Below are 13,951 nucleotides of genomic sequence, written 5' to 3' on the forward strand. Positions count from 1 at the left end.
GAAAATAAGCTAACTTGGAATCATGATGAAATAAACAAAAATCATAGTACAGGTTCAAATTATTATATGAATTTTAATTTAAAAGGAAGAGAGTCAGTTTTATTTGATTTACAAGCTGTAGCTGTAAAAAGGGGAATTGCGAGATGGGAAGCAGTTGAAATTGTCATTACAGATCCCTTTGGATTTATGACGAACCATATAACATATAAACGAGTTGAAACGCCGACCTATTTAGTTTTACCAGCTGTTCCGAAAATGCAAGTTCCTGAATTACAAGAATGGTCACGAGGATTTCGAAAAGCGATGTCATCACCCTTATCTGATGAAACGAAGGTAATGGGAGTGAAGTCGTATGAAAATGAAGATTTTCGTTCTATCCACTGGAGTGCGACAGCGAAAACAGGGGCGATAACTGCAAAAAAATACGAGCGAACACAATCAGATAAATATGCGATTTATCTAAACTTGCAAAACAAAAGTGGTATTTCTTTGAGAAATGATACAGAGGAACTAATTGAATTAACGGCAGGCGTATGTAAACAACTGCTTATGCAAAACTGTTCATTTGAAGTATGGATTAATAGCGTAAAAGATAATGGATTACTACATATAAAAAACGGGGATAATCGGAAACACTTGCAAAATGTATTAAAGGTGCTTGCCTCCATATCAGATCAGGATACACCTGTATCTTCTTCTTATTTTTACACAGCTGGATTCCGGCGAAAGGAACTGGATGCGGTTCCTTTAATTTTTGGTACTTCCCCAAGGAAATACACCAGAACGAATAAATGGGTCGTAATTAAAGAATAAGAAGGGGTTTATGTCATGGCTAATAAAGAACGACATATAAAGGTAAAGATTTGGAGTATTAGAGTTTTCATGATACTTTTCTTTACGGTTAGTGCGATAACGTTATCACAAGGTGTTGTGCATGTACAAGACATAGTGAAAGAACGTTTTTCCAGTAAGACTAAGATAATATCGGAAAGAAATTATGATTTTACTAGTATAAACGAACAGTTTGATGAGCCTGAAAGAATTATAGAGGAAGAAACAAGAGTTGTAGACACCAGAACGAAAATAGATAGGAAAATCCCGCTTTTCAAACAGGGGAATTCATGGAACGACGTGTTTTCTGTTCTTTCAAATGCATGGATTAGTGTCATTTTTTATGTAGTTATTGCAGGGATAATTATATATTTTCTTTATAAATCCGTTAGGAAAAAGGTAACGAAATCAGAAATACAACAGGATAAACAATCGATAACAAAAGAAAATACGGATAGAATCGAAAAGAACGAGAAAGTGAAGCATCAGTTAGAACGGCCGTTACCGACAAATACGATAAGAAAAACGTTAGTTGAATGGGAAAGAACATTACCATTTCATGAACAGAGAAGGTCCTATGAAACGATGCAACAATGGTTAACGAGAATTTGTAGAACGCGAGATATTATTCCGATATATGAGTCTGTCCGTTATGGAGAAAAGACGTATACAGAGTTAGATGTGGAAAAGACTGTGCAATGGATAGAGCGAGACGGGAAGGTTTGAAGTTAATATAAGTAAATAAAATTAACTGTAAATTAATTTTATTTACTTATATTTAATTACGTGGTAATGTATACTTACTTTTTTATATCGCTACCAATGGAAAAAGGTTACCTTAGTAGAGTATTGCTCGTTACATTTTTTGTGAGGCTATCTTCACTTCATCAATATAGAATGAAAAATAGATGAAATAATTACGAGTAGCATGTAAATAAAAAATTATTATTTATGTTTAAATTTTTGTAAGGGTGTGAAAATAGAATGAAACCGGTATTGAAAAACATACTCCTTTCCTTTATTTTTTCTGCAGCAGGGATGTGTTGGTTTCTGTTTATATTAGTTAGAGGAGGCGGAGACTGGTTATTGTCTTGGGTAGGTGTATTAATGGCATTTTTATCTTTATACACGTTAATCGATTTATATTGTAAGTATACATACGATAAAAAATTAAGTAAATTGTTTATTAAAACCACAGTTACTACCTTTAGTTTTGCAGTATTGGGAATTACCTTTGGTATTGTACACGAGCTATTACAGCCATGGAGTCTCAGTCTAATGGTTTGGTATTGGTTGTTAGTATTACTTTTATTTGTAATGACGATAATATTATTAGTGATTTTAGTATTTGTTAATCGTAAAAATCACCATATTCCTAGGAGATATAGAATACTTATACTGCTAAATTTATTTCTTACGTTAGCACCAGTATTATGGCCACTATTACTTTCTATTATCGGAAATGGCATGAACGCTAGTGCAGGATGGTAAAAGTGAATAAACTAAAAAAATGATATAGGGTTTTAAATATAAAAGAGAACGTGTTTTCATAAATTGAAAACACGTTCTCTTTTATTTTCATACATTACTTTTTTCTTGTTGTTAAATTTTAAGAGTAAGTATTTCGTAAGGAATGGATAAGAAAAAAGAGAGTTTTATCATATAGGATAAAAGTATAGCTTGAATCAATACGATAGGAATAGGGGAGAGAATTTTATGAAAAAACGTAATTCAATGAAGTTAGCGAGTTTGACAGTTTTATTAGCGGGTACTACTCTATTTACACCTGGTTTTACTGTGAAGGCAGAGTCTACTCAAAGTATTTCGAATTCGTCAAAAGTACATGATCAAAAGAATCGGAATGGCTGGAAACAAGTAATGCAGGAAACTATACAAATTGGGGCGCCAGGGGTATTAGCTAAGACGTCTAATAAAGGGAAAATTAATAGTTATACTGCTGGCGTGGCGGATTTAAGTACAAAGAAACCGGTGAAATCGGATTATCGCTTTCGGATTGGTAGTGTGACAAAAACTTTTACCGCCACGACTGTCCTTCAATTAGTAGGAGAAAATCGCGTACAACTTGACGATCCAATTGAGAAGTGGCTACCAGGTCTTATTCAAGGGAATGGGTATGATGGTAATCAAATTACGATACGTCAACTATTGAACCATACGAGTGGTATCGCTGAATATTTAAAATCAAAAGACGCTGACGTAATGAATTCGAAAAAAACGTATACAGCAGAAGAAATAGTGAAAATAGGCCTTTCTCTGCCTCCAGATTTCTCGCCGGGCAAAGATTGGTTGTATTCAAACACAGGATATGTAATATTGGGAATGCTAATTGAAAAAATAACTGGTAATAGTTATGGGGAAGAAATTGAAAATCGAATTATTGAACCTTTGGATTTGTCAAATACGTTTTTACCAGGAAATTCACCCGTCATCCCAGGAAAGAATCATGCTCGTGGATATGTGAAAATGGAAGAAACAGGCGAGTTGAAAGACATTACGTATTATAATCCAAGTTTAGCTAATGCAGCTGGAGATATGATTTCTAATGCTGATGATTTAAACAAGTTCTTTTCATCTTTACTCGGTGGTAAGTTACTGAAGGAACGCGAGCTAAAAGAAATGCTTACTACAGTTCCTGTAGAAGGAAAAGGGGTTGGTGATGGATATGGTCTTGGAATCTATGAGACTAAACTTCCAAATGGTGTCTCAGTATGGGGGCACGGAGGATCAATTCCTGGATTTATGACTTTTGCTGGTGGAGTAATTGGAGGCAAGCATACATTTGCTGTCAATGTTAACTCTTTAGGTCCGGTTGATATTCTTACACAGTTTAATAAAATGATGCAAGTTGAATTTAATAAATAATAGATGAAAAGAGTTCTACTATAGAGGTATATAAGGATTTGTATGTGATTTAATTGTTATTAAAATATACTCTTAAAAAATCCCGAATCATGAGCAATTTACTTCCCATGATTCGGGGTTTTTATGTGCTGTTACAAGAAAAGTAATGATGTATTTGAATTTTTTCATTTTACTATAAATCTATTATATTTATTTGATATTTCTTATTTATAGTGACTTTTACATTTTTAAAATATTGAAACATACAAAGGTAAGTAGTTCTAGATTTCGGAGTTAATAATAAGTAAATTCTGATTTTTGTTGAAAAATATTTAAATGCATTTCCGTAATTTACATAATAAGGTACTTTTATCGTATGAATTAATAACAAATAGAATTAAGTATACAAACATAGATAATTATGATTTGCATCAAAATGATTGACTATTATGAAAATAATGATTAATATAGGTTTTATATTTTAATTTCATTTATGTTACAAATATGTATTTTATTTCAAATTTAATTGTGTCGTAAACTATAATTGAATATATTGTGAAAAAGAATAGGGAGCGGGAACAGCAATAGAAAAGGCTATCTTTTCAAATTGTGTAATGAAATCAAAGGGGAGGATAAATATGTATAAACAAGTAGTAGAACTGTTAGAAGAAGCAGCTATATCGTATAAACAATATACATATGAGCCAATATTAGATTATGAAACAGATAGAAAAATTAGAGAAAGGTTTAAATGTCCTATTACGGGGGTAAAGATAAATGATTAGCATGATATTCAGTTATATATTATTAGGGATTTCATTGTCTGCACCAGTCGGTCCGATTAATGTTGCTCAAATAAATAAAGGAATAAAAAATGGTTTTTTGAGTGCATGGTTAGTAGGAGTCGGGGCGATGTCAGCAGATGTTGTAATGATGTTTTTAATTTACTTTGGTATTTCGACTTATTTAACAACTCCCGTTGCTCAACTTTGTATTTGGATTTTTGGTTTTGTAACGATGATTTATTTAGGCTATGAAAGTATGAAAGAAGCTACTAAACAAGTTCAATATATTTCATCAGGTGAAAAAGAACATCCTTTAAAATCTTTTCTATCGGGGTTTGCTATCGCAATTTCTAATCCATTAAATATTATTTTTTGGATAGGGATATATGGATCAGTTTTAACTAGTGCTATGAATACTATTGGAAAAGAACAAGCTTTATGGTATAGTGCAGCCATTTTTGCTGGGATTATGCTTTGGGATATATTTATGGCTACATCTATTCATTTTGGTAGAAGATTTATTAATCATACAGTAATGAAATGGATTTCTATAGTAGCAGGCATTGTTTTAATTCTGTTTGGAATATATTTTGGCTACGAGGCAGTAAGAGGAACTGCTCAACTATTGTGAACTTTTTGATGATTAGAGAGAATAGTGATTTATTAGAAATTTATTCATCGCGAATCTTTTGGTTTTTGGATTTGTTAATCGATGGGTAGGTTAATTCTTTATAGTAAAAGACTTATAGAATCATTCTATAAGTCTTTTTATTGCTGTATAGAAAAATATATAGGCACATTCTCTTCTCACAAGAATAAATAAAATTTTTAACAAGAGTGATAAAATAAATATATAAGCAGTAAACTTTGTTTTAAACCATTACAACCTAAATTAGAAGCAAACTTAAATATTATATGGAAAAAGAATCAAGTGTTTTCAAATGCAGCCTATGACTTTATCAATCAGCTCCGAAATAGTATAAACTAATTATAATTTAAAATGAAAAGTAAAAAACGTGCTGTCTTACTTATTAAGATGACACGTTTTTTACTTTTTGAAATAGTCGTTATTTTTCCGAAGATTTAAGTAAAACAACTGCGGAAATGTTTATGTTCAAAAGGAGAAGTAGTGAACAATAAAAAAGATTTTAGTTCTGAAAATTGTTATTTTGTGATTGATAAAGCAGTTTTAGAAAGAACTCCCTCGCTCTAGTAGTTATGTAAAGTGGGGGAGTTTTATATTTTAAGTGTATTGTTATGAATGGAGTTACATATAAATAATGTTCAACAGCAATAAATAGATAAATTAGAACGAAATACTTTTAAAACCTACTTGACAGATAGGTATTAGTGGATTAATATGTGGGTATTACTTATTTTACCACTCATTATTTTAATGCTAAAACAATTTGAATAGCTGATTGGATAACCAAAGGCACGTATACATTTCGAAATTTTGAAATGTGTTCGTGCCTTTTTGTATTATTCATAGAGCAAGGAGCGGAGGAGATATGAACAAAACGATGCCAACATTAATTGAAGAAACAGATTGGTTGTTTCGTAAAATGGTCCGTAAATTTGTGAAGGAACGCGACAAAATTAAGATTGAAGGTATTATGTTGCCGGGCTTCTTAATATTAAACAAAATTATTCAAGATGGTGAGCAACGTCTAACTGATTTGGCAGAAGAACTGGATTTGACATCAGGAGCGATTACGGCATTATGCGATAAGTTAGAAGAAAGAGGCCTGGCTATTCGGAAACGTCATCAGGAAGATAGACGAATCACTTTACTTGATATTACTGAAGATGGCCTGAAATTTATAAAGCGAAATCATAATATAAGAACAAGTTTTATGTCTGTTTTATTCGATGGATTTTCAACAGAAGAATTACACGTGCAGGCCGAAGTTTTTAAACGCTTAGCCCATAATTTAGAACAACTTTCTCATACGATTATGAAACTAAGTAATGAGAATAGGGAGGAGTAACGAAGAATGCTATTAGTCTAGTTATTTAGGACTGAAAATTCAAAAAAACATCGATAATATGAATAGGAGTGGAAAGAATGGGACATCCAACAATTTATCCAACAGGGGCAACAGTATATAATCCCGGGAAAGCTTGGAGTGGTTATACAATTTATCAAGCTGCAGATCATGGTGCTTTATTAATTGATATGAATGGGAAAGAAGTACACTTATGGAAAGGGTTACGGGGATTTCCAAACAAGGTGTTACCAGGCGGATATGTTTTTGGTCATACAGCACAAAGAGATCCTGAGTTTGGTTTTCAGGATGAAGTCGATTTAGTTCAAGTTGACTGGGAAGGAAACATCGTCTGGAAATTTAACCGTCTGGAACATATTGAAGACCCAGGACATGCCTCGCAGTGGATGGCTAGAGCTCATCATGATTACCAACGTGAAGGAAATCCTGTCGGGTACTATGCGCCAGGATTAGAGCCGAAAACAGAAAGTGGAAATACGCTAATTTTAGCGCATAAAAATGTACATAATCCGAATATCTCCGATAAGCCGTTATTAGATGATGTAATTATTGAAGTAGATTGGAAAGGGAATATTATTTGGGAATGGGCTGTCAGTGATCATTTTGAAGAACTTGGATTTGATGAAAGTGCTAAAAATGTACTATTCCGTAATCCTAATATTAGATCCTTTGGTGGTAATTCGGATGGAGATTGGATGCATATCAATTCTATGTCTACAATTGGTCCGAATAAGTTTTATAATCAAGGAGATGAACGTTTTCATCCTGAAAATATTATTTGGGATGCTAGAGAGTCAAATATAATTGCCATTATTGATAAAAAGACAGGAAATATAGTTTGGAAACTCGGTCCTGATTATTCTAGCCCAGATGTTAAGCATTTAGGATGGATCATTGGACAACATCATGCACATATCATTCCGAAAGGATTGCCTGGAGAAGGGAATTTACTCGTATTTGATAATGGTGGTTGGGCAGGATACGGTCTTCCAAATCCTGCATCTCCATACGGTTCCAAAAATGCTGTTCGTGATCACTCGAGGATTTTAGAAATTAATCCAGTAACTTTAGAAATTGAATGGCAATATACGCCAACTGAAGCTGGGTATCAAGCTCCTTTAGATTCATATCGATTTTACAGTCCATATATTAGTTCTGCTCAAAGGCTGCCAAACGGAAACACATTGATTACTGAAGGAGCAGATGGTCGGATTTTTGAAGTTACTCGTGAGCATGAGCTTGTATGGGAATATATTTCACCATATAAAAATAACAGAAACTCAAATATGGTTTACCGTGCGTATCGTGTACCGTATGAGTGGGTACCTCAACTAGAAAAACCAGAGGAGAAAGAAATTATTCCCCTTGATATAGCAGCATTTAGAGTACCAAATGCTGCAGAAGCTGGTACGGAATCCGTTGTGACAGTCGAAGGGACAATATCTTACGGCACCGGAGATTTTTGTGTAGCGACATTGGAAGAAATAAATAAAAAACGAGATTAACGCTAGTAAATTAAAGTGTGGGGAGAGTAATTTCCCCACACTTATTAAAATGAACTTGATAGGTTCGTTATATGACAAAATGTTGCCATTTCTTTATTTGTAATAATTTAACGTAATATTGTGGTGAAATAAAATCCCGCTTCAAGTTTGAACAAATTGTTATGGAGGAGTGATAAATGGTGAAATTAAAGCCTTTATTTTTAAGCTTATCAATGATTACCAGTTTAGCTGTCGCAGGGTGCTCAAGCTTTTCAAAAGAAAGTGCGGGAACGACGAAAAGTAATGGGAAAGAAACGGCCACGGTGAAAATGGCTATAGATACAGCGGCGGGTGGTTCTTTTCAGTTTAGAGCTGCCGAGAAACAAGGTTATTTTGAGAAAAATAGTATTAAAGCTCAACTATCAAATTTTGCTTATGGAATTGATACAGTAAATGCGGTATTAACCGAACAAGCTGATACAGGTCTTGCTGCTGATTATGCGCTTTTAAATTCGTTAGGAAAAGGGGATATGGTCGTAATTTCAACACTTACGCGAGGAAATGAAAAATCATCAAAAGACAATGAGCTTCTAGTTAGAGAGGGGATTAAAACAGAAAATGATTTAAAAGGTAAAAAGTTAGGCGTACCTAAAGGGACTGTAACGGAGTATGTTTGGGCGAAATATTTGGTAGCGAAACATATTAATGAAAAGGATATTACCTTCGTTCCATATAGTACACCAGACGAAGCTATTGTAGGGATGAAAAATGGTGATATAGATGCTGTTTGGAGTTCTGGTGCGTTAAAGGATAAATTTAAAAATATAAAAGGTGTAACAAAATTAGGTGATTTAGAAAGTGCGGGCGTTACAATTGACAGCTATTTACTAGCAAAAAGATCATTTGTCGAGAAGAATCCAAAAGCAGTTGAAAATGCACTTAAGGCTCTTTCTGAAGGCATAAAATACGTAGAAAACAATAAAAAAGAAACAGCAAAACTTGCTTTTGAACAATTGAAACTACCAGAGAAAGACGCATTAAAAGATATTGAAAGACAGAACTATGTTCTTGGATTTACTAAAGAAGATGCTAAGCATCTAGAAGATATGAAAAAATGGTTAGAAGAAAAAGGGAAGCTGAAAGATAAATATGAATTGAAAGATAAGATTGATCTTGAATCACTAAAGAAAGCTTTCCCTGAATCTGTTACTTATAAATAGAATAGGAGTGAAGTATGGTGAGTACAGTAAGTGAAAAAGAAGTATTGAAATCTCCTGTAGCCATTTCTATTTCTGGGTTATCTAAATCATTTAATAATGAACAATTTGTTTTAGAAAATGTAAATTTAACAATTGGGAATGGTGAATTTTTTATATTACTTGGCCCGAGCGGATGCGGGAAATCTACATTACTCAGTATGATTGCTGGATTTGTTGAAAAAACATCAGGAGAACTTATGGTAAATGATGAAGAAATAAAAAAGCCGGACAGAAATCGCGGTGTCGTTTTTCAACAAGCAGACGCAGCACTTTTTCCGTGGCTAACAATTAAAGAAAATGTTGAATTTGGTTTGAAAATGAAAAAAATGATAAAGCAGACTCGAAACGAAATATCCTCTTATTATATAAAACTAGTTGGGCTAGATGGGCATGAAGGAAAATACCCAAGAGAACTTTCTGGAGGTATGAAACAAAGAGTCCAATTAGCACGTGTTTTAGCCAACGACTCGGAATTTTTATTAATGGATGAACCATTTGGAGCGCTCGATGCAATGACTCGAAGAACGATGCAAATAGAGTTAATTCGAATTTGGAAAGAAACAAACAAAACGATTATTTTTGTCACTCATGATATTCAGGAAGCTTTATTACTTGGGCAAAGAATAGGGGTAATGTCTAAAGGACCTTCTTCAAAAATTGAAAAGATTTACGATATTCCACTACCGTATCAGAGAACATTTACAGATAAAGAATTTAATTACTATTATCAAATGATCCAATCACACTTTGATTGAAAGGAGGTCCCAATATGAGCGCATTGAAAGATGAGAGTGCAAGAAAAGATACTATTTATGAAACAAATAATTTCAAGACTGGTTTAAAAAAGAAGCTATTACAAAGTGGAATTATCGCTTGGATACTTATCCTTGCAATATGGAGTGCTGTGGCGAGTTTTTCTGATCCGCAATTTTTGCCAAGTCCGATAGCAGTTTTGTATGGAGCGATTGAACTGAGTCAAAATGGTTCCTTATTTATATATATAGGAGTTAGTTTTTTAAGAGTAATAGCTGGATGGATTTTAGGGAATTTTGTAGCTATTCCGGTAGGGTTATTAATTGGCCGAATCCCATGGTTAAGAGCGCTATTTGATCCAGTTATCAATTTTATTCGTTTTATTCCACCTCTTGCCTTTATAACATTATTTATGCTTTGGTTTGGTATTGGAGAGCAATCTAAAATTTTCCTCATTACGTATGCAACTTTCTTTATCGTGACGATTAATACAATTACCGGTGTGCAAGCTGTTGAAGAAGATAAAATTCGTTCAGCGAGAAGTATGGGAGCATCAGAATGGCAAATTATGTTCCATGTCATCATACCTGCTGCACTTCCTTATATGTATACTGGAGCAAAGCTTGCGATGGGATCCTCATTTATGGCTATTGTTGGAGCTGAAATGGTTGCAGCTAATGAAGGAATTGGCTATATGATTTGGAATGCAAGGTTATATTTCAAAACAGATTGGATTTTTGTCGGTCTTGTTATTCTTGGATTGATGGGCTTCTTGATGGATCGGATATTTAATAAATTCGGAAGTGTAGTTCTGAAAAGATATAATGTGGTAAAAAAATAAAAAAGAGCCATTTAGCTGACTAAAAACGGTTAGATAAATGGCTCTTTTTTATGAATAAAAGTCGATGCGTGCTTACGTCTTATTATTTTTTTATTTCGGTTTCAATCCTCTTCACCAAATCAACAGACACGTTATGAAAATACCCTAAAACGACCTTCCTAATATCATCGGATATAACTTTCAAATCACCAGCTAAGTTTTCAGCAAGATGTTCTTTTTCTATCGGTTTTAACGTCGCATAAAATTCGCCAGCCTGCGTAAAGTCATCTTGTTTCGATATAGAAGTTCTCTCAAGTTTACCATCAACGTACCTTCCGTCACCGCTCGTTATTTGATTAGCAGGTGTCCAATTTTGCTGTTGGTTAATCGTTAATTTGCGGAATTCAGGACCAATTCTTTTTCTTTGGGAATCACTATAAATGTTAGCTCGCCCTTGCAACATTTTATCATCTGATAATTCAGCACCGTCAAGTAAATTAGAAGGGGAGAAAGCGACTTTTTCTATTTGTTCCATAAAATTTTCAGGGTTTTTATTTAATACCATTTTGCCGACTGGTATAAGAGGATACGCTTTTTCATCCCATATTTTTGTATCATCTAAAGGATCGTAAGAAAGATGCGCTTCATCTTTCGGGTCCATGAGCTGGACATATAAACCATATTCCACTGGTTTACCGTTTGCAATTGCATCATATAAATCTTTCCCGCTATAATCAGGGTTTTCCGCAGCCAGTTTATTTGCTTCCTCGCTAGTAATGAATTGTACACCTTCAAATGGGTACCAATGATACTTTACGTACTTTCGATTACCTTCTGCATTTCTCCAAACATATGTATTTACACTATGTCCTGGAATGTGGCGAAGGCTTTTGGCTGTACCATTATCAGAGTACAAACGGACAACGAAATGTATGGATTCAGGTGCTCTAGCGACAAAGCTCCAAAATCTATTAGGGTCTATTAAGTTATTTTTAGGTGAAGGTGACAACGCTTGAATTGTTTCAGGGAAACGCATCGGATCGCGTACAGAAAAGACAGGAATGTGATTACATAATAGATCGAAAATACCTTCTTTTGTATAAAATTTTGTAGAAAAACCGCGTACATTTCTAGAAGTATCAGGTGTTCCTTTCGTACTAACAGCTAGTGAAAATCGTACCATAACAGGAACTTTCTCATTAGAATGTTGTAGAAAACTTAGTTTCGTATGTTCAGACATTGGATAGATCGTTTGAAAATAACCAAATGCACCAAATCCTTTTACATGAACAGGTCTTTCTAAAATTTTTTCGTGAATAAATTGTTGTAACGCCTCGTGAAGCACACTATCTTGCTCTAGAACAGGTCCACGTGAACCAACTGTTTGAGAGTGAAGTATAGCTTGTTCATTACGTTCTTCATTATCATTAAAGTCTTTCCCTAGTAAAGATTGCCTCTGTTTATCATAGTTTTCATCCATCAATATAGCCTCCAAATCTTTTTTGTCCATTGTTACTAAATATGATTTTATAGCGTTGATTATGTATAACACGCTAAGTTCAAACCAGTAACAGACCGCTAGATGAGAAAAACGCGTATGTAGTGGACCTGTTGAAATAGAAGAAATTATGGAAAAATGAATATCGGGAAGAACATTACTATTAAAATTTTAAACTTAAAAATGAATTTATATATGAATTTAAAGAAAATGAACAGAAATAAAACAGGGAGAATAACTAGGAGGAATGTAACATGTCGGATTGGTTTCAATTAGATAAAGAGTATATGATGTCAACGTACTGTCGTACAAAGCTTGCGATAGAAAGAGGAGAAGGGTGTAAGCTGTATGATGTGGATGGTAAAGAGTATTTAGATTTATTTTCTGGTGTAGGCGTAAATGTATTAGGATACAATCATCCGAAAATTGTGCAAACGACAATGGATCAAGTTACGAAGTCGTTGCATCTACCGTTTCATTTTTTAAACCCAGTTGCAATTGAGTATGCAAAGAAATTAGTTGATTGCTCTTTAAAAAACGGAAAGGTCTTTTTTACAAACTCTGGTACGGAAGCGACAGAAACAACGTTGAAATTAATTGATAAATATAGAGCTATTATGCATGAAGAACGTGAAGGAATTGTAGTGCTGAAGAATAGTTTCCACGGGCGTACGTTAGGAGCACTTCATTTTACGAGACAAGAAAGTGTATATCAAAATTTCCCTAAAACATCGATCCCGGTATATGAAGTTGAGCGCGAGAATATAGAGCAATTAGAAGAAACAATTATTCATGAAAATCCAATTGCAATTATGTTAGAACCTGTATTAGGAAGCGGGGGAATTTATCCATTATCGGGTGAATATTTACATGGTGTTCAAAATTTATGTGAGAAATATAATGTACTACTTATCGTTGATGAAGTTCAAAGTGGTATGGGGAGAACAGGAAAACTATTCGCTTATCAAAATTTCAATATTACACCACATATTATTCAAATTGGTAAAGGAGCAGGAGGCGGGATACCACTTGGCGGAATTATTGTAGGTGAAAAGTTATGTGATGTATTTGCACCAGGAGATCACGGCACCACATTTGCTCATTCATCAATGGGAACGGCTTTAGGTTTAACGGTATTAAATACATTACTTGACGATGGTTTAATGCAAGAAGCATATGAAACGTCACTATATTTGAATGACAAACTGCAAGACATTCAGAAAGAAAATTCTTATTATATTCAGGAAGTGCGTCATGCGGGGATGATGTTTGGAATAAGTGTGAATGACACGAATGAAAATGTGAAGAAATTACAGATTGAGTTAATGAATAAAGGAATGTTAGTCGATGTAACACAAGGGAATATTATTCGATTACTTCCGCCGTATATTATTACGAAAGAGGAAATTGACGCATTCACTTATGAGTTTATTTCTTGTGTTCATAACATAGCTGCTACAGCAAGTATTTAAAAAAATATAAAAAAATATAAAAAGCTGAAGAAGGCGCTATTTTAGCGGCTTCTTCAGCTTTTTAAAATAGTAAATTACTTAACATAGAGAGCATCTCATTGGACAAATAATTAATTATGTGAAACAATAATAACAGATAAGGAGACGTTAATTTTCCTTAAGTGCTTCGAATTAATTT

Annotated in this window: 13 protein-coding genes and 1 pseudogene; 13 read left to right on the forward strand and 1 reads right to left on the reverse strand. The window is 33.8% G+C overall.

Annotated elements, in window-relative coordinates:
- From MR083_RS11265 to MR083_RS11320, 12 genes and pseudogenes are all read left to right on the forward strand, one after another.
- Positions 1–813 (forward strand): DUF58 domain-containing protein (locus MR083_RS11265; protein WP_242269289.1); only part of this gene is annotated, 813 nt, incomplete at its 5' end.
- 15 nt (positions 814–828) lie between these two features.
- Positions 829–1,557: a hypothetical protein gene (locus MR083_RS11270; protein WP_001284438.1), complete on the forward strand. Its 729-nt coding sequence runs from the start codon at positions 829–831 to the stop codon at positions 1,555–1,557.
- A 258-nt stretch (positions 1,558–1,815) separates the two neighbouring features.
- The gene (locus tag MR083_RS11275; protein WP_046647462.1) at positions 1,816–2,322 is read left to right on the forward strand and encodes a DUF3902 family protein; all 507 of its coding nucleotides are present in this window, start codon (positions 1,816–1,818) and stop codon (positions 2,320–2,322) included.
- A gap of 225 nt (positions 2,323–2,547) precedes the next feature.
- Entirely contained in the window at positions 2,548–3,714 is a 1,167-nt protein-coding gene (locus tag MR083_RS11280) for a serine hydrolase domain-containing protein (RefSeq protein ID WP_000747158.1), read from the forward strand.
- Positions 3,715–4,331: 617 nt separating this feature from the next.
- Positions 4,332–4,478 (forward strand): hypothetical protein, encoded by a 147-nt coding sequence (locus tag MR083_RS11285; RefSeq protein WP_000278062.1) that lies wholly within the window; start codon positions 4,332–4,334, stop codon positions 4,476–4,478.
- Positions 4,471–5,109 (forward strand): LysE family translocator, encoded by a 639-nt coding sequence (locus MR083_RS11290; RefSeq protein ID WP_000624899.1) that lies wholly within the window; start codon positions 4,471–4,473, stop codon positions 5,107–5,109. Before MR083_RS11285 ends, MR083_RS11290 begins: the two co-directional genes overlap by 8 nt.
- A 228-nt stretch (positions 5,110–5,337) precedes the next feature.
- Positions 5,338–5,466: pseudogene (locus MR083_RS11295) on the forward strand (LysR family transcriptional regulator); the annotation flags it as partial.
- Positions 5,467–5,989: 523 nt separating this feature from the next.
- Positions 5,990–6,469: a MarR family winged helix-turn-helix transcriptional regulator gene (locus tag MR083_RS11300; protein WP_001044425.1), complete on the forward strand. Its 480-nt coding sequence runs from the start codon at positions 5,990–5,992 to the stop codon at positions 6,467–6,469.
- A gap of 77 nt (positions 6,470–6,546) precedes the next feature.
- Positions 6,547–7,992 (forward strand): aryl-sulfate sulfotransferase, encoded by a 1,446-nt coding sequence (locus MR083_RS11305; RefSeq protein WP_242269291.1) that lies wholly within the window; start codon positions 6,547–6,549, stop codon positions 7,990–7,992.
- A gap of 176 nt (positions 7,993–8,168) precedes the next feature.
- Positions 8,169–9,191, forward strand: a complete 1,023-nt coding sequence (locus MR083_RS11310; RefSeq protein ID WP_000239836.1) for an ABC transporter substrate-binding protein — start codon at positions 8,169–8,171, stop codon at positions 9,189–9,191.
- 14 nt (positions 9,192–9,205) lie between these two features.
- Positions 9,206–9,985, forward strand: coding sequence for an ABC transporter ATP-binding protein (locus tag MR083_RS11315; protein ID WP_000255351.1), 780 nt, complete (start codon positions 9,206–9,208; stop codon positions 9,983–9,985).
- Positions 9,986–9,999: 14 nt separating this feature from the next.
- Positions 10,000–10,824: an ABC transporter permease gene (locus MR083_RS11320; protein WP_001275005.1), complete on the forward strand. Its 825-nt coding sequence runs from the start codon at positions 10,000–10,002 to the stop codon at positions 10,822–10,824.
- Between the two features lie 82 nt (positions 10,825–10,906).
- Here MR083_RS11320 and MR083_RS11325 read toward each other — a convergent pair whose 3' ends face one another.
- On the reverse strand, positions 10,907–12,283 hold the full coding sequence (locus tag MR083_RS11325) for a catalase (protein WP_242269293.1): 1,377 nt from the start codon (positions 12,281–12,283) through the stop codon (positions 10,907–10,909).
- A gap of 272 nt (positions 12,284–12,555) precedes the next feature.
- Between MR083_RS11325 and MR083_RS11330 the strand changes: the two genes are divergently transcribed.
- On the forward strand, positions 12,556–13,773 hold the full coding sequence (locus tag MR083_RS11330; protein WP_061182449.1) for an aspartate aminotransferase family protein: 1,218 nt from the start codon (positions 12,556–12,558) through the stop codon (positions 13,771–13,773).
- Positions 13,774–13,951 lie beyond the last annotated feature (178 nt).

Origin of the sequence: Bacillus cereus group sp. BfR-BA-01408, assembly GCF_022663305.1 — a bacterium.
Lineage (GTDB): Bacteria > Bacillota > Bacilli > Bacillales > Bacillaceae_G > Bacillus_A > Bacillus_A pacificus.

What these genes read in the sequence shown, in the direction of transcription:
- MR083_RS11305 (WP_242269291.1), top strand. Translation starts at nt 6,547, where the DNA reads ATGGGACATCCAACAATTTATCCAACAGGGGCAACAGTATATAATCCC.
- MR083_RS11290 (WP_000624899.1), top strand. Translation starts at nt 4,471, where the DNA reads ATGATTAGCATGATATTCAGTTATATATTATTAGGGATTTCATTGTCT.
- MR083_RS11270 (WP_001284438.1), top strand. Translation starts at nt 829, where the DNA reads ATGGCTAATAAAGAACGACATATAAAGGTAAAGATTTGGAGTATTAGA.
- MR083_RS11320 (WP_001275005.1), top strand. Translation starts at nt 10,000, where the DNA reads ATGAGCGCATTGAAAGATGAGAGTGCAAGAAAAGATACTATTTATGAA.
- MR083_RS11300 (WP_001044425.1), top strand. Translation starts at nt 5,990, where the DNA reads ATGAACAAAACGATGCCAACATTAATTGAAGAAACAGATTGGTTGTTT.
- MR083_RS11275 (WP_046647462.1), top strand. Translation starts at nt 1,816, where the DNA reads ATGAAACCGGTATTGAAAAACATACTCCTTTCCTTTATTTTTTCTGCA.
- MR083_RS11315 (WP_000255351.1), top strand. Translation starts at nt 9,206, where the DNA reads ATGGTGAGTACAGTAAGTGAAAAAGAAGTATTGAAATCTCCTGTAGCC.
- MR083_RS11310 (WP_000239836.1), top strand. Translation starts at nt 8,169, where the DNA reads ATGGTGAAATTAAAGCCTTTATTTTTAAGCTTATCAATGATTACCAGT.
- MR083_RS11285 (WP_000278062.1), top strand. Translation starts at nt 4,332, where the DNA reads ATGTATAAACAAGTAGTAGAACTGTTAGAAGAAGCAGCTATATCGTAT.
- MR083_RS11325 (WP_242269293.1), bottom strand. Translation starts at nt 12,283, where the DNA reads ATGGATGAAAACTATGATAAACAGAGGCAATCTTTACTAGGGAAAGAC.
- MR083_RS11330 (WP_061182449.1), top strand. Translation starts at nt 12,556, where the DNA reads ATGTCGGATTGGTTTCAATTAGATAAAGAGTATATGATGTCAACGTAC.
- MR083_RS11280 (WP_000747158.1), top strand. Translation starts at nt 2,548, where the DNA reads ATGAAAAAACGTAATTCAATGAAGTTAGCGAGTTTGACAGTTTTATTA.